The sequence below is a fragment of the Desulfosporosinus sp. BICA1-9 genome (genome assembly GCF_000802135.1).
In genome coordinates, this window is sequence record NZ_JUEE01000069.1 from 1 (window position 1) to 20,121 (window position 20,121).

A 20,121-nucleotide genomic window follows, 5' to 3' on the forward strand; every position below is an offset into this window, starting at 1 on the left:
TGAAAATTGAGGGGGCAAGGGCTCTTAAGCTTCTACAAGACAACGGCGCTCTAACGACCAGCGATGGGCTGACCACAATTCCTAGGGGTCTTGTGGAAAGAGCCTTGAAAAGTGTCCCCAAGGAACTGGTGCTTTATACACGTGATGGTGAACCTTCTATGAAGATTAACAATGTAAATCCAGTTTACTTTGGCACCCATGCGGATCAATTGGAACTCGTTGATCCGTTGTCGGGAAACGTTCGGAAATTCCTCAGACAAGACACTGCAATGATGTGCAAATTGGCCGACTACCTACCGAACATTCACTTTATTTTGTCAGTGGGTATGTCATCGGATATGAGACCTAAAGTACAGTCTCAAATCACGTTCTTGGAGACAGTTAAGCATTTCAGTAAAACCATTAATTTTTCTACCAATAATATTGAAGCCTTGAACGATATCATCGAGATCGCTGCTATTGTGGCTGATGGATTAAAAAACCTTCAAGAAAGGCCGTTTATTTTTTACCTTTGTGATCCAATTCCACCCCTTGCTCATCCCAAGGAGAGTACGGAAAAGCTCTATATTTGCGCAGAAAATCGTATTCCGATGGTATATATGCCCTATTGTATGATGGGCGGAACGTCTCCCATGAGCTTTGCAGGGACTCTAGCTCAGTGTAATGCCGATGTATTAACTGGTTTGGTTATTACCCAGTTGGTTTCTGAAGGAACTCCATTTATCTATGGTTCTATGCCTTCAGTTTTTGACATGCGCTCAACAATTGGCAGTTATGGAGCACCAGAATTTCATCTGTTAGTCGCAGCGTCTTCCGATTTGGCAGCGTATTATGGTATACCCTTCTTTGGAACCGCAGGATGCACAGATGCTAAAGTGCTTGATGAACAGGCAGTAGCAGAAACGACCATGGAACTTTTCTCTACAATGCTTAGTAAAGCCAATATTGTCCATGATGTTGGAGTAATGGATCACTGTAACAGCGTCTCACCAGAATTAGTTGTATTGGCTGATGAGATCATTGAAGGATTAAAACACTATATACAAGGTGTTCAGGTGAATACGGAGGAACTTGCCTTAGATGTGATAATGGAAGTAGGGCCTGGAGGACATTTTCTAACGAACCTGCATACTCTGAGTAATTTTAAAAAAGTTTGGTATCCAAGTTTATTTAGCCGGAATATGCAGAACAATAACCAATCTCAAGTTAAGGGAAAAGTGAAAGAAAAGATAAGTAATATTATGGAGAGCCATCTAGTGCCTCAACTAGATAAAACTATTCTCATGGAACTTGAAAAATGGTCAGCAAAATTAGAATAACACTGGCACATTGTTAGGAGGTTCCTATCTTGCGCTATAGAATATAAGGTTAGTGATTTGCACCTAATAAATGGACTGGAGGGTTCTCACATGATTGAATTGGACGAAATGGACGATGATCTGAGGAAAATCCATGAAGCATCAATGGCTGTTTTGGAACAAACAGGCATGAGGTTTCATCATCCTAAAGTATTAGAAATTATGCGACAAAATAGGATCCGTATTGAAGGACAGACTGCCTTCTTTACTCGCGCACAGGTTATTGATTGGGTCAGTAAGGCCCCGACTCATTTTAAGATGCATGCCAGAAATCCGAACTATGATTTTGTAGTTGGGGGTGACCACGTTGAAGTTTGCCCAGGGTCAGGCTCCTCCTTCGTATGCGAAGTTGATGGAACAAAACATGCAGCTTTGATGAGTGATTACATAAATTTTCTAAAACTTTATCACCAGTCAAGCTATTACAAGGTAAATGGTGGCATCGTCGTTCAGCCTACAGATATCGGTCGGTCAACGATTGCTATGATGCTTTATGCAACAATGGTCTATTCCGATAAGGTTATCATAACAGGTACAGGCACAGCTGAAGAAGTCGAACAATTGATGGACATGTTAGGAATAGTGTTTGGTGGTAAGATCTCTCTGGCGGAAAAGCCAAGATGTCTGACGATTGTTAATACAAATACACCGCTTCAGTTTGATACAAACATGTTGGACACAATGATGGTGTTCAATAAATACAAGCAACCTGTAGTCATTGCCGCCGCTTCAATGGCCGGGACAACAGCGCCGATGACCCTTGCAGGTACAATTGCATTGGCCAATGCGGAGGTACTGGCAGGTATTGCTGTCGCTCAAATGATAAACAAAGGTACGCCTGTAATTTACGGTTCCCAGTCAACCACCTCCGACATGAAGACAGGAAGTATTGCAATAGGTTCACCTGAAGGAGCCCTAGCCTATCAATATGCTGCTCGTTTGGCGAAGTCCTATGGGCTTCCCTGCCGGGGCGGAGGTACCCTGACTGATGCAAAGACCTTGTCTGTGCAAGCGGGGTACGAAAGCATGTTAACCTTACTAGCTAGCTACTCAGCAAAAACAAATCTTATTTTCCAAAGTTCGGGTATCATGGATAGTTATAACTCCATGTGCTATGAGAAATTTATAGCTGACTTAGAAATCATCGGAATGGTTAAACGTTATGTTAACGGTGTGAAAGTCAATACCGAAACTCTCGCAGTCGATGAGATTACAGAGATAGGCATAGCGGGGCAGTTTTTGACCTCGGACCATACCATGAAACATTTTAGGAAAGAACCATTTCTACCTGATATCAGCTTAAGGGGGGCGGTAACCGGCGATCCTTCCGATAAGCTAATGGATAATATTAAGACTAAGAAAGACAAGCTTCTAGCGAGTTATTGCAAGCCTGAACTGTCCACAGAAGTACAGGGAAAGTTAGTTGAGTATCTACTTGAATGTGGTTATGATAGTCAATTAATTGAAAGTTTGACTTGAATATCTACGTATGAATTGGTTTAGACCCGTAACTATCTAAAAAATAGGGTAATAGTTATGATAATTGTAGGAGAATTAATTAACGCAAGCCGTAAGACCATTGGAGGGGCTATCAAAGCCCAAGATGCAGCTTATATTCAAAAGGTGGCTAAGGACGAATTCGACGCTGGGGCGAATTATATTGATGTTAACGTTGGTATCTTTGTGGGTAAGGAACCAGAATACCTGAGATGGCTGGTCAATACTGTTCAGGAAGCCGTAGATTGCCCTTGCTGCATTGACAGCCCCGATCCAAAAGCCATAAAAGAAGCCTTGTCAGTGCACAAAGGAATTGCGATGATTAACTCTATCTCCCTGGAAAAGGCGCGCTATGAGGCGTTGATTCCTCTCGTTGCTGGCACAGATTTAAAAGTTGTTGCACTTTGTATGAGCGATGATGGAATGCCTGAAACCATGGATGACCGCTTAAAAATTGCTGACAAACTTATAAATGGGCTCGTCCAGAACAATGTGCCGCTGGATAATATTTATGTAGATCCTCTAGTTCAACCAATCTCAACAAACAGTTCGAGATCTAAAACAAAAATATTAGTAAGGTCTGTCTCCAAATGATGTCAAAGGGCATTCATGAAAAGGATTGTAAAAAACCTTGCCTCTTACCTTGTTCCAATACAAACCTCGACCCAGGATTTACTCATTCTTTAGTTTTATTAGCAATTTCAATTACTTATTAGTATTTTATTAGCTATTTTAATAATCCGTTCGATTAAGCAATCGATTGCCAAAGGAATGGTTGTCGCCGAAGCTTTTGCGGAAAGGTAATTTAGCTATTGATGCTCAAGGTGGTAAAGATGAAATAGGCGTTCTTATCGGGGATTTGGGCAAAGCAGCGTGTAAGTTGAGAGAGATGGTATCTACTTCAGTTCATGTTACAAAGGAAGTCAATGAGACTACAGTTGAGTCTACTTGAGCCGTTAATATTAGTACAAACCGGTAATTAATACGAACATGATGCCAAAACAGTATTTACACTGACCGAAGGATTGGTTGCAGCTGCCTCCGGAAAAAACCGCCAAACTGTTTGGTCTGCTGAATCTTTCACTTGGATTCGGCTCAATGGTCGGGAATTATGCAGGCGGATATATAAAAGCTATCTTCGACAGTTTTATAATGGCTTAAGTTCTGATGGGTTATTGAATATATCGCACGCTTTACCTTCGTTTAGAAATAGAGCAAAGGTGTCGATTGTATTTCTAAGAAATGATAGATCGTCAATTTCGCTAGGAAGTATTGTAAAATCTAGTTTTTGAAAGATTTGGCATTCAAGGAAGGAAAAACAAGATATTCGGCGAAAAAGAAAGGTGCGAGTTATATCAAAAACGGCGATACAGCTATCCTCCTCGTCGAAAATCTCACGACCTATCATGAAGTGATTCAACATCCAGTTCTTCTTCCTCCTACGATACTAGTCATCGAAGAGGGGGTCGTTATTTACGACACCCTCGAAGGGAAAACAAATTGGAAATGGCAGCAAATTATAATGGCTATCCAGCATTGGATAGCCATTATAATTTGCTAAAGTGACTGTAAAGGTCGGAGTTTGTCCATAACACGAAAGGTATAAATTACTGGCTCAAATTTAGAGGATACGGGGGGAATCCTGTTTGTAGTGAAGCACACGATGAACTTCCACGGTACTATCCTCCATAACCAGGATGTAGAACACTAGATAGGGATCAACAACGATCATGCGATAGTCCTGTTCAGCGACCTTCCTGTCCAACGGAATCGTACCCATGAGTGGAAAGTCCGCCAGCTTGCTTATGGACACTTTTATATTTTCATACATTAACTATTCAACTTGTGCAGATCCGTGCTTCCAAGGCTTACTGGTATAATATTCGAGAGAATTACGACTGAAAGGGTTGAATTAGTGGTATGATTTTATCAACGTATTAAATAAGCAGGAGGAGGGACAAACTGAACGCTGAGATGAGAACGTAATGGTTCTTTTACCTATTGTAAATAAACGAAAGGGTGCGAAGAGATTGAATAATAAAGAAATGTTCGCCTTGGTCAAGAGCAAAGCTGAAAAAGGATTATGGCTGGAGAAGGTTCCTGTTCCACAAATTGGACATAACGATGTTTTAGTAAAAATTAAGAAAACCTCCATTTGCGGTACTGATGTTCACATATATAATTGGGATTCTTGGTCCCAAAAGACCATACCCGTACCCATAACTATTGGACATGAATTTGTGGGGGAGATCGCAGATATTGGGGATAATGTCCTGGGCTTAGAAATTGGGGAGCGAGTATCCGGTGAAGGTCATTTGGTTTGCGGAGCCTGCCGTAATTGCCTGGCGGGTAAAAGGCATTTGTGTAAAAACACAAAAGGTGTGGGAGTCAACCGCGATGGTGCCTTCGCGGAATATTTAGCAATACCTGCCACCAATGTTTGGCGGTGTAGTCCGGATCTTGAGGATGATATACTCTCGTGCTTTGACCCACTGGGAAATGCGGTGCATACGGCCCTATCCTTTGACTTAATAGGGGAAGATGTTTTGATCACGGGTGCTGGTCCCATTGGCATTATGGCGGCAGCTATTTGTAAGCATGTTGGTGCCCGCCACGTTGTCGTGACTGATATTAATGACTATCGGTTACAGTTAGCCAAAAAAATGGGTGCTACTATGGTGGTAAATACGAAAGACGTAACCTTATCAGAGGTTATGCAGCAATTGGGGATGAAGGAAGGGTTTGATGTAGGGTTGGAAATGTCTGGAAATCCCCAGGCTTTTGCAGAAATGGTCAAGAGTATGTATCATGGAGGAAAGATTGCCATGCTGGGTATTCAGCAACCAAACACGATCATCGATTGGGATAAGGTTGTTTTTGGCTGTTTAACGATTAAAGGAATTTATGGTCGTGAAATGTTTGAGACCTGGTATAAAATGACCACTATGTTGCAAAGTGGTTTGGATATTTCCGGTATTATAACCCATAGATTTGATTTTCGAGATTATGAAAAAGGATTTGAAGCCATGAATTCTGGAATGTCGGGTAAGGTTGTTTTGGATTGGTCTAAAATCTAGTTGGTGGAGGGAAATCATGAAAACAGCTGTTAAGTATATAAAGCAAGAAATTGAAACTATAAATGAAGCAGGTACTTATAAGGAAGAGCGGATCATTACCACACCACAAAGTAGCAGAATAGATACTCAAGACAAAAAACAAGTACTTAATATGTGTGCTAACAATTATTTAGGATTATCTAACAATCCGGACTTAATTTCTGCGGCAAAAGAGGGTATAGATACGTGGGGTTTCGGTCTTTCCTCCGTTCGTTTTATTTGCGGTACTCAAGAAGTGCATAAAAACTTAGAGAGCGCGGTCAGCGATTTTTTGGGGATGGAGGACACCATTTTATATTCCTCTTGTTTTGATGCCAACGGTGGCTTATTTGAAACTTTATTAGGAGCAGAAGATGCTGTTATCAGCGACGAACTTAACCATGCTAGCATTATCGATGGAGTTCGTTTATCCAAAGCAAAGCGTTTGAGATACAAGAACAATGACATGGCAGATTTAAGGGCCAAGCTAATCGAGGCGGGTAATGCCAGAATTAAACTGATTGCTACCGATGGTGTCTTCTCTATGGATGGATATATTGCTAATTTATCCGGTATTTGTGATTTAGCTGAGGAATATGATGCGCTGGTTATGGTTGATGATAGCCATGCTGTTGGATTTATGGGAGAAAAGGGACGGGGTTCACACGAGTATTGTGGAGTGATGGACCGTGTGGATATTATTACTGGCACCTTGGGTAAAGCGTTGGGTGGTGCGTCCGGAGGATATACCAGTGGTAAAAAGGAAATAATCCAGCTTCTTCGGCAGAGAAGCAGGCCTTATCTTTTTTCCAATACTTTGGCACCTTCCATTGCTGCAGCATCCATCAAAACACTGGATATGTTAAGCGATTCTACTGTATATCGGGATAAAGTGCATGAAAATACTCAATATTTTAGAGAACAAATTGCCGAGACTGGTTTAGATGTGCTGCCAGGAACTCATCCTATTGTGCCTATTATGCTGTACGATGCTAAAATAGCATCAGAATTTGCTCGACGGATGCTGGAAAAGGGAGTTTATGTAATCGCTTTTTCTTATCCTGTCGTTCCTCAGGGAAAGGCCAGAATCAGACTCCAGGTCTCGGCTGGCCATAGTAAAGAAGATTTGGACTTTGCGGTTACTTGTTTCAAGCAAGTAAAGGAAGATATGAATCTCTAGTTCATGAATGGTTTAGGCATGGCAAGTAAATAATCAATCTCGTCATGGTAAAGGCTACTCGACATTTTAGAGGCCTAAGTGATATTCATGTCAGGAATGTGTTATAATATGGAAAAACAAGGATGTGTCTATATGTCACCTTCTCCTAAAGAGTTGTCAGCCCATTACAGCTACGCGGACTATTTGACCTGGCCGGAAGACGAGCGGTGGGAACTGATTGACGGAGTTCCCTACAATATGACTCCCGCCCCTACACCAAAACATCAAGAAATATTAGGAGAATTGTTTCGCGTTTTGGCAAATTGGCTTAAAGGAAATAAATGTAGAGCTTATATGGCTCCGTTTGATGTCCGTCTAGCTGAAACTGAGATACCTGATTCAGGGATTGATAAGGTTGTTCAACCAGATATTTCGGTGGTATGTGATCCGCAGAAAATTGATAATCGTGGATGTTTAGGAGCACCGGACATGATTATTGAAATACTATCCCCTTCAACATTTAAAAAGGACATGGGGGTAAAGCTTGCCCTCTATGAAAGTTCTGGGGTTAAAGAGTATTGGGTCGTCTACCCCCTAGATGAAACAGTCATGGTATTTCTACTTCATAACAGCCAGTATGGAAAACCCACGGTCTACTCAGTGCCGGATGTGATACCAGTGAAATTATTCCAAGATCTCACGATACCCTTGGAATCCGTTTTTCGATGATTTCTGATGAGTAAAAGCAGCTAATCTTTACACGAAGATTAGCTGCTTTTTTGTTTCTTCACAGTTAGACTACACTTATTTAGAATAAGAACAGTTGATGGTGTATCAATATATTGATATAATAAGGCGGGAGGCTAAGGATTATGCCGTTAATTAGACCTAGTTCAGACCTGAGAAATAAATATAATGAAATCTCTGATTTCTGCCACAAATATTCTGAACCTGTCTATATCACAAAAAATGGTCAAGGGGATTTGGCGGTGATGAGTATAGAAACCTTTGAGCGTATTGTGGGCAAGTTTGAACTTTGTAAACTGCTTAATGAAGGCATTGATGATATTAGGAACAATAGAGTTTTATCGGCTGAGGATGTATTCAAACAAGTTGAAAGTGCTATAAGAGAATGAAAAAGTATAGCGTTTTCATGACACATACTGCTACGGAGGACTTGAAAGGCATTGCATCATACGTTGCTAATGAACTAAAGGAGCCTTCCATTGCTAAAAAGCTTGTACAAACTATTAAAGAAGCAGTAATGAGCCTGGACCAAATGCCCACCAGATATTCATTGCTGCGCGACGCGAGTCTTGCATTTCAAGGGATAAGAAGATTGATGGTTGATAATTATATGGTAGTTTTGTTACTTTTGGGGCGTAATGTATTTATCGTAGTAAAATATGCCGACAGCCGTGTGTAGTTCTGGTCTTCTCACATACGGAAATATTTACCTTTTTATGGTATAATGATATCGTCCAATTGATAAATGTCTGTTAGATAAGATAAACCGGAAAACCCAAATGTAAGCTTCCGTGGCGAGTGAGTCAGTTAATGATTATGATAGAGTTTTGTAACTACATGCAGAAGAAAGTTACCTTGAATAAAGGAGAGTGTTATTATGCCAGTACCCCAAGAAGAAAGACAATACACGTATGCAGACTACCTAGCATGGCCTGAAGATGAAAGAGTAGAAATTATTGATGGTGTTCCCTATATGCATGCAACCCCTTCACCAGAGCATCAGGAGATATCAATGAATTTATCTACTCAGATTTCAGTCTACTTAAAGGGAAAACCTTGTAAAGTTTATGCAGCACCATTCTCTGTTAGGTTAACTATGGGTGACGAAAAGAGAGATGAAGACATTAAGAAAGTTTTTGAGCCTGACATTACCATTGTATGTGACAAATCTAAAATTGATAAACAAGGCTGTAAAGGTATACCCGACTTGATAATTGAAATTATTTCTCCATCTTCGATAAAACATGACAGGGTTACCAAGTTTAATCAGTATGAAAAAGCTGGAGTTGTAGAATACTGGATTGTAGAGCCAGAAGGAAAGCTTGTAAGTGTATTCTTATTGCAAAGCAACGGTAGGTATGGTAGGCCAGAAATATACACAGAAGAGGAAAAAATAACTGTTTCAATATTTCCAGATTTAACTGTAGATTTGAGTGCGGTGTTTCCTTCTATTTAAGAAAAGAGCGTATATATAAACAAAAATGAAGAGCAGCAGAGCTATTGGCATAGAGCGATAAAATGTGATGGAAAGAAGGTCTAATACTAAGCCAATGGGCAGAGGATTTATATGTACAAAGGATCTTTTCCTGGAAATGATAGGAAAAGATCCTTTGCTTTTATGAATATGCTATCTGCTTCCTTTGTCGTAGGGGATAGCCACCGCTCGAGGCGCCTGGGAGGATTTGGAGCTAAAGGCCAGTACAATCAGTGTGGCAATAAACGGTATCATCTTGTAGACATCACTGGGGATCGCTGCCGTTGCCAGAAAGGGGATAACCGAATAGGTGGAGGCAATGGTCTTCATAAGTCCGAAGAAAAATGCGGCAACAGAACACGAAGCGGTTTCCATTGGCCGAAGATCATAACGGCAAGAGCTAAAAATCCATAACCGGATACGGTCTGATTAAAATTTGTCGATGTCGGCACCACGAACACCAGTCCTCCAAGGCCGGCCAAGGCACCTGAAATGAGCACGCCTGCGCAGCGCATTTTATAGACATTGATACCTACAGAATCCGCGGCATGTGGATGCTCTCCGCAAGCCCTTAAGCGCAGTCCAGAGAAGGGGTCATCAGCACAACCGTTGAAAGTCAAGTAGCTCAGATCACTTCGTTAGACAGAGCGAATATTGTGAGGATTGCTGGAGCAGACCGCTATGCAACCTCCCTTGCCGTAGCCCAATACTTCAATTTATCCGGGCAAAATGTCTGTATAGCCACAGGCAACAACTTCCCAGATGCCCTGGCCGGAAGTGTCTATGCGGCTAATCACAATGCCCCGATAATTCTGGCGGATGGGAGCTTATCCGATCAGGTCATGAATTATCTCAACGCCAAAAAACTGACTGGAGCGACCATATTCGGAGGAGAGGCTGTAGTCAGTAAAGACATTGAGCAGCAGCTTGGACAGTTGATTGGACATTATTTGGAGGGAATAATATGCCGTAGAAAAAATATTATGATCCTGTATTACGCAATCCCAATAGGCAGGAAGTCATAATAATACTTGGAGCCGTAGGCATAGGAGTACTAGCTGTAGTTGCTGTGAAGGTATTTAGTTGATACTAGCATAAAGAAAATTGAACCCCGGCAAGCCCGAGGTTCAAAAATGGCAGGACGGATCTGAGCAACAATGTGGAAACACGGGGTGATCTCAATGATCGGCAATCCGAGGTACTCAAGCTGGCAGCACAAGGGAAGATGTATAAAGAAGTTGCCGCCGACTCGGGCTTAAGTGATTTGTCTAATGGTATAATATTCAAGAAAGTTATACGGATTTTCGACTTTTCGAAATCGAAGAGGGCTTTGAATTAACAGAGGTTATGGGAATTAATTCCATGGAACTACCGAACCTCCTTAACTTAACTTTGCTGCTTGTACTTAACAGAACATGCTTTCGAGAAGTAATTTGTAGATGTATCAGAGCGCAACAATGTTCCAGTACTGGGAAAAATTGACGAACTTGGTTTTCCTGCTGCAACTTGGTTAGTGTTTGAGGCAAATGGGGAACTCCCAGATGCTATTCAAAAAATTCATAAACAATGAGGTGTAACATGGACGAATTCCACCATGAGGCGCTACTTAATGCCGATTTCATTGACCAAAAACCGGTTATGTGTCGAGGATAAACTTAACAAGCAAACTATGGCCCCAGCTAATGCAAGAGACATGTCCCAATGTGTGTCCCAAATATCTCCCTGAAGTCCAAGGAAAGCCTCTGCGCCTCCGCCCAACATTAAAGCCACGCACCACTCAACTAATTCATAAAGAGCACTTACACCAAGGACTAATCCGAGAACAATGGTTATGAGCAATTTCCCTTTTCGGAAGGGAGATGTTCGCAGCAGGATTTCCCTTAAAGTAAGGGCCCAAACAAAGCCGCCAACAAAATGGCCAAACCGATCATAGTAATTCCTCCCAAGATGAAAAGAATCCCTTAGCCAGTTAAACAGTGGTACTTTGCCATAGGTGTAATGCCCACCGATGAGGACTATTATTGCACCCAAACATAGAAGCAGGTAAACTGGGGTGGTGAGACGGAACTTATTATAAGTATAAATAATAATAATTGTCCCCAAAACAATCGGAGTAACCTCTAAAAACCAGGTACCCAATTGGTAAGGCTTGTAAGCAGACCATATAAACATTACGACAAAGCTTGTTAGAAGGAAAAAGTGTATCAGTCTAACTGATTTTAAGCTTGAAATTTCCATTTGCGCTTCTCCTATCTTTTGATTTCTTACTTCTAGCATGGTTTAGTTACAGAAAAAAATTCAACAAATAAATAACTAGTCAATTGAGTTGTTGAATAAGTTAAGAGCAGGAATCAGCACATAAGTGGCGACGGACGAAAGCAATTTGAAAAATGATATAATAAACTTGAAGTTGATGCATGATGTTTCTGAACTTCGGGCTATTATTAATGAGCGCCCTGATAGCACTTCCGTTTATCAAATCTTCTGTTTGAACTCAGCAATCTGGGTCAAGAATTACTTCTCCTTTTGATTTATGCTATATACGGGAGGTGAGAAAATGAATCAGGTTGAAACAGTGATGGCAGTGCAAAAAATGCAGGATTATATTGAGGCCCATATATATGAAGAGATTACACTTAAGCAACTCTCAAATGTAGCTGGGTATTCTTCATGGCACTCGGCGAGAATTTTTAAAGAAATAACTGGAAGAACACCCTTTGATTATATTCGTGCGTTAAGACTCACCAGAGCAGCACTTGTTCTTCGCGATGAGGAACGCAAAATAATAGATGTTGCATTGGATTTTGTATTTGACTCTCACGAAGGCTTCACTCGTGCTTTTTCCAAAGAGTTTGGCTTACCCCCAAAAAGATATAGTCAAAACACTCCGCCTATACAACTTTTTATGCCTGCAAGAGTTTTCGATACCTACCGAGCATTTCATAATGGAGGAATGAATATGAGTGAGAAAAAAGCAACCAAAACAGTATTTGTGCAAATTATTGAACGTCCTGCCAGAAAGGTACTTCTAAAGCGAGGAATCAAAGCAACAGAGTATTTTGCATACTGCAAAGAAGTCAGCTGTGATGTGTGGTCTATGCTTTCGAGTGTTAAAGAAGCAATTTATGAACCCATTGGAATGTGGCTGCCGGAAGACCTTATTAAAGATGGTACTTCCCAATATGTGCAGGGTGTGGAGCTGCCGCTTAATTACAACAATGCTGTCCCTGATGGATATGATCTGATTGAGTTGCCACCCTGCAAGATGATGATTTTTCAAGGAGAACCTTATAACGACGATGACTTTATGGATGCTATCGGCGAAATTTGGCAGCACATCGAAAAATTCAACCCTAATATCTACGGATATAACTGGGCACCTGAAGCAGCACCGAGATTTCAACTTGCACCGATGGGTTATAGAGGGTATATCGAGGCGCGACCTGTTGTTACCGTGAATTAACCTTAAAAAATGAGCGGTTAATATTATATTTATATGCAATAAAAAAACTATTTCGACCATCGGCTCTATAAGAAAATTAGACCCCGCAAGCAAATGTGGGGTCTAATTTTCTATGTAGAGCAAGTTTCGTGAATAGTGCTGAACGAGAGGGTTAGTGGGGTTAGGATATCTCGAACTTAATATAGAAAGTTGTCCCTGTTGGAGCAGAGTTAAAAGTAATTATGGCATTATGCCTAGCAACAATGCTATAACATGTTGCTAGACCTAAGCCGGTGCCATTATCTTTGGTCGTGAAAAAAGGAGTGCCAACTTTGATAACGTCACTGTCATTAATCCCACAACCTTGATCTTGGACAACTAAAACGACCCGATTATTCTCCATGTATGTTCTAACAATTTAAAAATCACCGCCCTTGGAAATCACCTCGTGCCATAGAATTCTTTAGCAATATCCAAATATCCTTCATTTTTATTATTATAATAGGAATATTATTGAAAGATTGCCTGAGTTATCCTGTAAGGCTATGGAGTATTTGCAGGAAATATCGGCTTTAATAGTGCTAAGAGTCCCTGGAATTGGTAAAAGCTTCTCCGCTCTACTTGCAAAGTAGGTGTTGAATTATGAGTAATATCCTGAGGTCTTGAAAAGTTTTCTGGTGTTGGTTCAATATTGAAAGGAAATGGAGGAATGATGTGGAATAATTTAACTAAATTTTAGTTAAAAGGTGGGTAACTAGGGTGGAGTACTTGCTAGAAATGCTTGAGAAGATCCAATTAATGCGCAATCCTTTCTTTGATAGCTTGTTCATCGGTATCACGGTTTTAGGTGAGGAATACTTTGCTATAGCCGTTATATGCTTGGTCCTTTGGTGTGTTAATAAGAAAGCTGGCTATCGAATAGGATTAGCCTACATTACTTCCTGGATCTTGAATTTTTCCTTAAAAGAGCTATTTCATATTCCAAAACAGACGGACTAACTACAAATTTGCTATTTGGTGTCTATCGATCAGCTTGGACCGATCCTTTGACTTACTTCAGATTGTTTGGTCATGTGCTTGGCCATGGGGATTGGAGCCATTACTCCAGCAATATGGTACTTTTTCTGGTGTTGGGTCCCATACTTGAGGAAAAATATAAATCTCAATCTTTTTTTATAATGATTGCGATCACTGCAGTGGTGTCTGGATTATTTCATGTTATTTTATTTTCGAGTACTGTATTACTAGGTGCAAGTGGTATTGTATTTATGATGATAGTCTTATCATCAGTTGCAGGCATGAAGAATGGAAAAATCCCACTCACCCTCATATTGGTGATAATTATTTATCTTGGGGGCGAGATATTAAGTGTTGGCTCGAAAGATGGAATAGCTCATATATCTCATATTTTAGGAGGAATCTGCGGTGCCGCTTTTGGTCTTCTACGTAGACGTACATAGTGAACTCGTTCAGCAAAAGCTGAACATTTGGGCTTCGGTGGGGGAGTCTACCCCACCGAAGTGGAAATCGGAACACCCACTTATAGAGGTGGGAGTCTCGGAATTGATAAACTTTATAATTCTAGCTCATCTGCGAAGAGTATGGGACGAAACTGCTTGCTTCCCTCGACAGTGACGGCAATCCAAATTCGTCACTGGTGACGAATTTGACCTACACCCAGGCGCTCATCCTGCTTGGGATCCCAGAAGAGGAGCGGGATGAGTTTATCGCGGAGCATGATGTCGAGAGCATGACCGCAACAGTGATCGTCATTGAACATCATCCGCTACTCATAAACCAGGCAGATTATATAATTATGTGTGTTTTCCAACTAGCATACCCTCCGTTATCGTTAATGAAAATCAATAGGGTGTTGGGAATTGTAAAGTATTCTTATGTATTATCCCCTGATTGCTTCACGTATCGCTTTAATTTAACTGGAATTACTTCTCTTGTTTTACGGTCTATGAAACAATTTAATCTATAAAAGCCCCATGTGGCTATTGAAAACCAAACAGTAAAACCAAATAAGGGTAATATAATCCTACTAGCGGATTTTAAAATACCCAAATCAAGGAGCATTGTATGGTACAATACGGAAAAAAAGATTCCAACAACAGCAAATATATAATTTAGTGGCTTTTGTTTTGGCAAAAAGTAAAAATACAAAATAAAAAATATTGACCACGATAAACTGGGAAAAAGATGAACGCCTATGAATCCAAAAGGTCCGTAATTTATCCAAGAAAATAGTCCAGTAATATATCCAAAACTATGAACCAGAACATCAATTATTCCACCAAAAATGATTCCATAAATAGACAAACGTTGGATTTCTTGTCTCGGTACATTTGCTATCAGGATGATTGCGAAAATTACTGTAAAGATAGGATAGATAAAGTATTTGGGCATTGTTGTTAACCTCTTTTTGTTTTACATTAAGTTTTTATTTAGAATATCCATATCTAAGCTTAATATTCTGACGAGAGCTAATTGCGCGCACCAATTATTGAAAGTATAGAAGCAGTCTGTTAGGTATGTTTTTCAAAAGAGTAAAACAACAAACGGGATACTTCCCGTTAATCAAACACCTTTTGCAACTATAATTTAGTTGAGATCCACCGAAACAGACAGAACCGACATCAATACTCCACCTTTTAAGGTTATATAATTTAATTATAATGCCATTTTTTACTATTGTTAACATAAGTAAAAGGCTTCATAACTCAGCCAAGTGCGTTGGGTTGCTGGAAAATACGATGAAAACGGTTCTTTTTCTTCACCCTAGGGAAAGATTGACGGTCTTTTTTTGGGCAGGATTTCCAACTGGTTTCTCGAATAAGTGTAAATGAAGTTAATTTGCGGGAGGTAGTTATGGATAAGAAGGACATTGTCAAAATGGCGACATGGTTTGTGAAAGACTCAGAGCGCAATCTTATATCTAAGGAAATTGCGCTTTCAGAGACGGTTGTTGGTATGAAGATTTTTGAGACTCCAATTTTTGCTTTTGGTGCTGCAGATGATCAGTATTTTCAAATATTGAAAGAGCCATTAGTAATAGGACAACACTTTATGCCTCCCCAAGAATGGTTACCCCAGCCCAAAACGGTTATCTCCTTTTTTCTACCCTTTACCGAGGCAGTAAAAAAGGGCAACAGTCGAGATATGTCATGGCCTTCAGAAGAATGGTTGCATGGACGGATTGAAGGTCAAGCTCTTGTTGTTAAGCTTTGCCAATATTTGAACTCAGAATTGATAAATGCCGGATATAAAAGCCTTGCGCCGTCTTTGGATGAAAGGTTCTGGGCCAAAGCCAGAGATAATAAACCGACTCAGAATTCTGACAATAATAGTAGAACAGACCTGTTATTCACGAGCAATTGGTCTGAAAGACATGTTGCCTTTGTATGTGGTCTTGGGACATTCGGACTATCTAAAGGCCTAATAACCAAAAAAGGGATTGCCGGCAGATTCGGCAGCATCGTTACAGAATTGGAGTTGCCTCCTGATAAAAGGATGTATGAAAACATTTATGATAACTGTTCCATGTGTGGAGCGTGTGGAAAAAATTGTCCGGTTAATGCCATATCTCTTGATAAGGGAAAAAACCACATACTTTGTCATGAATTCATCAACAAAACAGCGGAGAAATGCAAACCAAGATATGGTTGTGGAAAATGTCAGATAGGAGTTCCGTGTGAAAGTAGTATTCCTAAGATAAATTGAATATGAGTCGGCCATAATCAAGCAGTCTCGGAAACATCACACTCTGGTTGATTGATTGATTGACGAATTCCATAATTCTCTCATAGGAACGTTTGGTATCCTCGTATCCTTGGTGAAGCAGTCTGCGAAGTTTTTTTGGATCTTTTTCTAATCGACCAACCTCTAATTCTCTTGAAGGTCTTATAACAACGACCTTGTCTTCGCTTTCAAGTTGTTCAATATAATCCAATGTTTCATTGTAATTTTTATAACGGTTGAGCATGGTTTCAATGAGCAGGGGGTACTTTCTATAGTTCAGTTTAAGTAGAGCGTTGAATTTAGCAGGACGCTTTCGATAGCCTTTGTTCCTGGTTAAAACGATAATATTTTTGGTATTGCCGTCTTTAATGGATTTTCTAATCGGTATGGCATCGAAATTCCACCATCTAATAGTTCATAACCCTTATAGTTCACGATCGGCGATAACATGGGCAGAGAAGCCGACGCCCTTAAAGCCTGGAATTGCTCACCTAAATCGTCCTTATGTAGATACAGCGGTTTACCAGTTTGACAATCAGTTGTTCCGACTAAAAAAATACCAGGGGATTCGTAATAGGTCTTAAAGTCAAACATAACATGCTTTTTGGGAATCTCATCAAAAATAAAATCCATACCAAAGTATGATTTGCTCAAGATCAAATTTCTTAAACTCATGTAACGCCTGTCCTTTATGAATCCGATAATGACCTTTTCATTTCTCCGCTGTTGTCTCGAAATATAGGAAGCGGCATTGCATGCTCCGGCGGATACTCCTATCACATAATTGAAATATAAATCGTTTTCCATAAAATACTCTAAGACTCCACAGGTATAGAGTCCCCTCATACCGCCGCCTTCAAGCACGAGCCCTACGTTTTACATAATGCGTTTGGCGAGAAACCACTATCCCTTTAGGGTAGTGGAAAAATCGCCAACCTCCTTTGCGTTTAATTATTTTCTCACTAGTTTAAATCGTGTACAATATTAGTGAAAGTAATATATAATGGAAACGAAATGAGGTGATGAAATGCAAATCACAGTTACTGCAAAGATTCAAATACTCCCAAATACAGAACAGATATTGCAATTACAAGATACCTTATCTTCTATAAAGAAAAGTCTAAATGTTGTATCGGACATAGTTTTTTTAACAAAAGAGTTTTCTCAACCCAAATTACACAAATTAACTTACTAGATTTTAAGACATGATTATGCCTTAAAATCACAGATGGCACAAAGCGTAATGAAGACTGTTGTGGCTAAATACAAATCTGCTAAATCAAATAAACACGGACTTAATAAAGTTGTCTTTAAGAAACCAGAGTATGACTTAGTTTGGAATCGAGACTATTCCTTAGTCAAAGGCTTATTCTCGGTCAATACTTTAAATGGCCGTATTAAAGTCCCATTCAGACAAGAGGGGATGGATCAATACTTTGATGGGTCTTGGAAGTTTGGAACAGCCAAGTTGGTGTTTAAACATGATAAGTTTTTCTTGCATATACCAACAACTAAGGAAATAGAGGATTCTTTAATTCAAGATATTAAAAATGTAGTTGGTATTGATCTTGGAATCAATTTTCTAGCCACAAGTTACGACTCTTCTAATAACACAGAGTTTTATCATGGTCGTCACATAAAGCACAAACGAGCTAACTATTCTAAATCACGAAAAGAACTTCAACAAAGACAAACACCATCATCAAGAAAGAGATTGAGATTGATCGGTCAGCGAGAAAACCGTTGGATGACTGATGTGAACCATCAAGTATCGAAGGCACTCGTTAATTCTGCGGGTCAAAACTCTTTACTGGTGTTGGAGGATTTGACAGGGGTAAGGAACGCCACAGAAAAAGTACAACTTAAGAATCGTTATGTTTTTGTATCTTGGGGGTTTTACCAATTACGTCAAATGATTGAGTATAAAGCTAAACTAAACCGTTCACTGATAATTGCAGTAGACCCTAAATATACTAGTCAAAAATGTCCACTATGTGGTCACACCGAGAAAGCAAATCGAGACAAAAAGAATCATAGTTTCACTTGTAAGAATTGCACTTATACTTCCAATGATGATCGTATAGGAGCAATTAATCTGCGTAACATCGGAATAGAGTACGTTCACGCAGAGCTAATTAAGCAAGTTCCTTAATTAGTTAGGGTGCTGTCAACCACCCTGCAATGTAACAACACGCTTCTTTTGAAGCGACAAAAGGTAGGAGAATTAATCAATCGTTTGAACTACTGGTTAGTTACAAGCCACTATCCTTTAGGGTAGTTGGCAGTTGACCTGAACACCCCACTATTTTATACCCCTCTAAGAGGCTGGAGAAACATATAACCTTACATAAATAAGGTTATATGTTTACTGCATCTAAATTTACTTTTGATAATAAAGCCGTTTTAAGTATTCTATACTTTGAGAGGGTCTTTGTAAATTTCTTAGCAAGGCGCTATTAAGAGCGAAATAGAATGTATCGGAGATTGATTGGTGGTTTATTTATGAAAAGGAAAATTTCCATACGTAGTAAGGTTTTAATGATTTTTATTCTGCTCGTTGCAATTAGGTTTTTTGTACCAACATGGACGCCATCCATAAAAGGGTATGAGAACAGTATTAGTATATTAAAACAAATTGAGATCAATGGTAGCAAACATGAGGTTATGATTCGAGGGAATGATAAGAATAATCCAGTTCTCATATTTGTTCATGGCGGTCCGGGTTGTCCGGAAATATATTATGTGAGAAAATATCAGGATTTGTTGGAACAAAATTTTACGATAGTTCGATATGATCAGCGAGGAGCAGGGAAATCCTATCAGTTTTCAGAGGATTACTCCGATCTGTCAATTAAACTTCTGGTCGATGATTTACTAGCTCTTACTGATTATGTAAGTAAAGAGCTTGAAACAGATGATATAATTTTAGCCGGACATTCATTTGGAACGATAGTAGGTATCAAAGCAGCTTATCAAGCACCAGAAAAATATAAAGGATATATCGGGATAGGGCAAGTGGGGGATTTTTGGGTAGGGGAATTAGAAGCCTTGGACTATTGTTTATCGCAGGCTATTGCTCAAAATAATTCATCGGATATTAACGCCATTGAGGCATATCGAGAGAATACTATAAAACACTTAGAGCAGTTTCCGCGAAAATACGTATGGAGATATGGTGGAGCAGTACGGCTTATTAATGAAAAGGTTGATATGGTAACAGGACTACTATTCAATCCCGAGTATAATTTATCAGATTCCATTCGCTATGCTAAGGGGTTATTTGTTTCTGACCATAGGTTATGGAAGGAAATAATACAAAGCAATCTGCCACAGGAAGTACCGGAATTAAAGATACCCTGTTATTTTGTCACTGGTAAATATGATCATTTAACCCCAATTAAGACTGCAAATCAATACTTTAACACCATCATTGCACCCACGAAAGAATTTGTTGTTTTTGATGATTCTGCACATTTTCCACAGTTTGAAGAAAAAGAGAACTTTTTCACCTTCATCAACTCTTTACATTTTTTTATTGGAGAAGAATATTAGCACCCGCCCTATAAATCGGCCACTATCTCACGAAAAACCGGATCTTCCAAGAC

Annotated in this window: 20 protein-coding genes and 4 pseudogenes; 18 read left to right on the forward strand and 6 right to left on the reverse strand. The window is 39.8% G+C overall.

The features are described 5' to 3' along the window. The 4 genes and pseudogenes from JL57_RS08690 to JL57_RS33925 all read left to right on the forward strand — a co-directional run. Window positions 1-1,319: trimethylamine methyltransferase family protein (locus tag JL57_RS08690; protein WP_034141660.1), on the forward strand; the 1,319-nt coding region annotated here is incomplete at its 5' end. 90 nt (window positions 1,320-1,409) lie between these two features. Continuing rightward, window positions 1,410-2,837: a trimethylamine methyltransferase family protein gene (locus JL57_RS08695; RefSeq protein WP_034141661.1), complete on the forward strand. Its 1,428-nt coding sequence runs from the start codon at window positions 1,410-1,412 to the stop codon at window positions 2,835-2,837. A gap of 57 nt (window positions 2,838-2,894) precedes the next feature. Then, window positions 2,895-3,407 (forward strand): annotated as a pseudogene (locus JL57_RS08700) (dihydropteroate synthase); the annotation flags it as partial. 238 nt (window positions 3,408-3,645) lie between these two features. Further along, window positions 3,646-3,807, forward strand: coding sequence for a hypothetical protein (locus JL57_RS33925; RefSeq protein WP_291299866.1), 162 nt, complete (start codon window positions 3,646-3,648; stop codon window positions 3,805-3,807). Between the two features lie 669 nt (window positions 3,808-4,476). Here JL57_RS33925 and JL57_RS08710 read toward each other — a convergent pair. After that, window positions 4,477-4,686: a type II toxin-antitoxin system RelE/ParE family toxin gene (locus JL57_RS08710; RefSeq protein ID WP_291299867.1), complete on the reverse strand. Its 210-nt coding sequence runs from the start codon at window positions 4,684-4,686 to the stop codon at window positions 4,477-4,479. A gap of 214 nt (window positions 4,687-4,900) precedes the next feature. On the opposite strand from JL57_RS08710, the gene tdh reads away from it, so the two are divergent. The 6 genes from tdh to JL57_RS08740 all read left to right on the forward strand — a co-directional run bounded on the left by tdh (window position 4,901) and on the right by JL57_RS08740 (window position 9,312). After that, window positions 4,901-5,932, forward strand: coding sequence for an L-threonine 3-dehydrogenase (gene tdh / locus JL57_RS08715; RefSeq protein ID WP_034141683.1), 1,032 nt, complete (start codon window positions 4,901-4,903; stop codon window positions 5,930-5,932). A 16-nt stretch (window positions 5,933-5,948) separates the two neighbouring features. Continuing rightward, window positions 5,949-7,130: a glycine C-acetyltransferase gene (locus JL57_RS08720; RefSeq protein ID WP_034141663.1), complete on the forward strand. Its 1,182-nt coding sequence runs from the start codon at window positions 5,949-5,951 to the stop codon at window positions 7,128-7,130. A 108-nt stretch (window positions 7,131-7,238) separates the two neighbouring features. Next, window positions 7,239-7,838, forward strand: coding sequence for a Uma2 family endonuclease (locus JL57_RS08725; RefSeq protein WP_291299868.1), 600 nt, complete (start codon window positions 7,239-7,241; stop codon window positions 7,836-7,838). A 143-nt stretch (window positions 7,839-7,981) separates the two neighbouring features. Next, window positions 7,982-8,245, forward strand: coding sequence for a type II toxin-antitoxin system Phd/YefM family antitoxin (locus JL57_RS08730; RefSeq protein WP_034141665.1), 264 nt, complete (start codon window positions 7,982-7,984; stop codon window positions 8,243-8,245). Beyond that, the gene (locus JL57_RS08735; RefSeq protein ID WP_045691207.1) at window positions 8,242-8,535 is read left to right on the forward strand and encodes a type II toxin-antitoxin system RelE/ParE family toxin; all 294 of its coding nucleotides are present in this window, start codon (window positions 8,242-8,244) and stop codon (window positions 8,533-8,535) included. Before JL57_RS08730 ends, JL57_RS08735 begins: the two co-directional genes overlap by 4 nt. 198 nt (window positions 8,536-8,733) lie before the next feature. After that, window positions 8,734-9,312, forward strand: coding sequence for a Uma2 family endonuclease (locus JL57_RS08740; RefSeq protein ID WP_034141666.1), 579 nt, complete (start codon window positions 8,734-8,736; stop codon window positions 9,310-9,312). A gap of 171 nt (window positions 9,313-9,483) precedes the next feature. Here JL57_RS08740 and JL57_RS08745 read toward each other — a convergent pair. Beyond that, window positions 9,484-9,914: pseudogene (locus JL57_RS08745) on the reverse strand (ABC transporter permease); the annotation flags it as partial. A gap of 72 nt (window positions 9,915-9,986) precedes the next feature. Here JL57_RS08745 and JL57_RS08750 point away from each other — a divergent pair. After that, window positions 9,987-10,355, forward strand: a complete 369-nt coding sequence (locus JL57_RS08750; protein WP_034141667.1) for a cell wall-binding repeat-containing protein — start codon at window positions 9,987-9,989, stop codon at window positions 10,353-10,355. 577 nt (window positions 10,356-10,932) lie between these two features. Here JL57_RS08750 and JL57_RS08760 read toward each other — a convergent pair. After that, a complete protein-coding gene (locus JL57_RS08760; protein WP_034141669.1) occupies window positions 10,933-11,568 on the reverse strand; it encodes a DUF2238 domain-containing protein in 636 nt (211 codons plus the stop codon). 319 nt (window positions 11,569-11,887) lie between these two features. On the opposite strand from JL57_RS08760, the gene JL57_RS08765 reads away from it, so the two are divergent. Then, the gene (locus JL57_RS08765) at window positions 11,888-12,793 is read left to right on the forward strand and encodes an AraC family transcriptional regulator (RefSeq protein WP_034141670.1); all 906 of its coding nucleotides are present in this window, start codon (window positions 11,888-11,890) and stop codon (window positions 12,791-12,793) included. Window positions 12,794-12,953: 160 nt separating this feature from the next. Here JL57_RS08765 and JL57_RS08770 read toward each other — a convergent pair whose 3' ends face one another. After that, window positions 12,954-13,175: an ATP-binding protein gene (locus tag JL57_RS08770; RefSeq protein WP_034141671.1), complete on the reverse strand. Its 222-nt coding sequence runs from the start codon at window positions 13,173-13,175 to the stop codon at window positions 12,954-12,956. Between the two features lie 356 nt (window positions 13,176-13,531). On the opposite strand from JL57_RS08770, the gene JL57_RS08775 reads away from it, so the two are divergent. The 3 genes and pseudogenes from JL57_RS08775 to JL57_RS33930 form a co-directional block, all read left to right on the forward strand. Further along, window positions 13,532-13,771 carry a hypothetical protein gene (locus JL57_RS08775; RefSeq protein ID WP_034141672.1) on the forward strand — a complete coding sequence of 80 codons (240 nt, stop codon included), beginning with the start codon at window positions 13,532-13,534 and terminating at the stop codon, window positions 13,769-13,771. A gap of 47 nt (window positions 13,772-13,818) precedes the next feature. Beyond that, window positions 13,819-14,232, forward strand: coding sequence for a rhomboid family intramembrane serine protease (locus tag JL57_RS08780; protein WP_291299869.1), 414 nt, complete (start codon window positions 13,819-13,821; stop codon window positions 14,230-14,232). A gap of 134 nt (window positions 14,233-14,366) precedes the next feature. Further along, window positions 14,367-14,531 (forward strand): annotated as a pseudogene (locus JL57_RS33930) (DUF3102 domain-containing protein); the annotation flags it as partial. Window positions 14,532-14,665: 134 nt separating this feature from the next. Here the strand turns inward: JL57_RS33930 and JL57_RS08785 are convergent. After that, window positions 14,666-15,184, reverse strand: a complete 519-nt coding sequence (locus tag JL57_RS08785; RefSeq protein WP_291299870.1) for a hypothetical protein — start codon at window positions 15,182-15,184, stop codon at window positions 14,666-14,668. A 462-nt stretch (window positions 15,185-15,646) separates the two neighbouring features. On the opposite strand from JL57_RS08785, the gene JL57_RS08790 reads away from it, so the two are divergent. After that, window positions 15,647-16,498, forward strand: coding sequence for a 4Fe-4S binding protein (locus JL57_RS08790; RefSeq protein ID WP_034141674.1), 852 nt, complete (start codon window positions 15,647-15,649; stop codon window positions 16,496-16,498). Here JL57_RS08790 and JL57_RS08795 read toward each other — a convergent pair. After that, window positions 16,485-17,362 (reverse strand): annotated as a pseudogene (locus JL57_RS08795) (DUF6363 domain-containing protein). The gene JL57_RS08790 and the pseudogene JL57_RS08795 sit on opposite strands and share 14 nt — an antisense overlap. A 397-nt stretch (window positions 17,363-17,759) precedes the next feature. Here JL57_RS08795 and JL57_RS08800 point away from each other — a divergent pair. After that, window positions 17,760-18,668, forward strand: coding sequence for a transposase (locus JL57_RS08800; RefSeq protein WP_366557002.1), 909 nt, complete (start codon window positions 17,760-17,762; stop codon window positions 18,666-18,668). 350 nt (window positions 18,669-19,018) lie between these two features. Continuing rightward, window positions 19,019-20,068 (forward strand): alpha/beta fold hydrolase, encoded by a 1,050-nt coding sequence (locus JL57_RS08805; protein WP_034141675.1) that lies wholly within the window; start codon window positions 19,019-19,021, stop codon window positions 20,066-20,068. Window positions 20,069-20,121 lie beyond the last annotated feature (53 nt).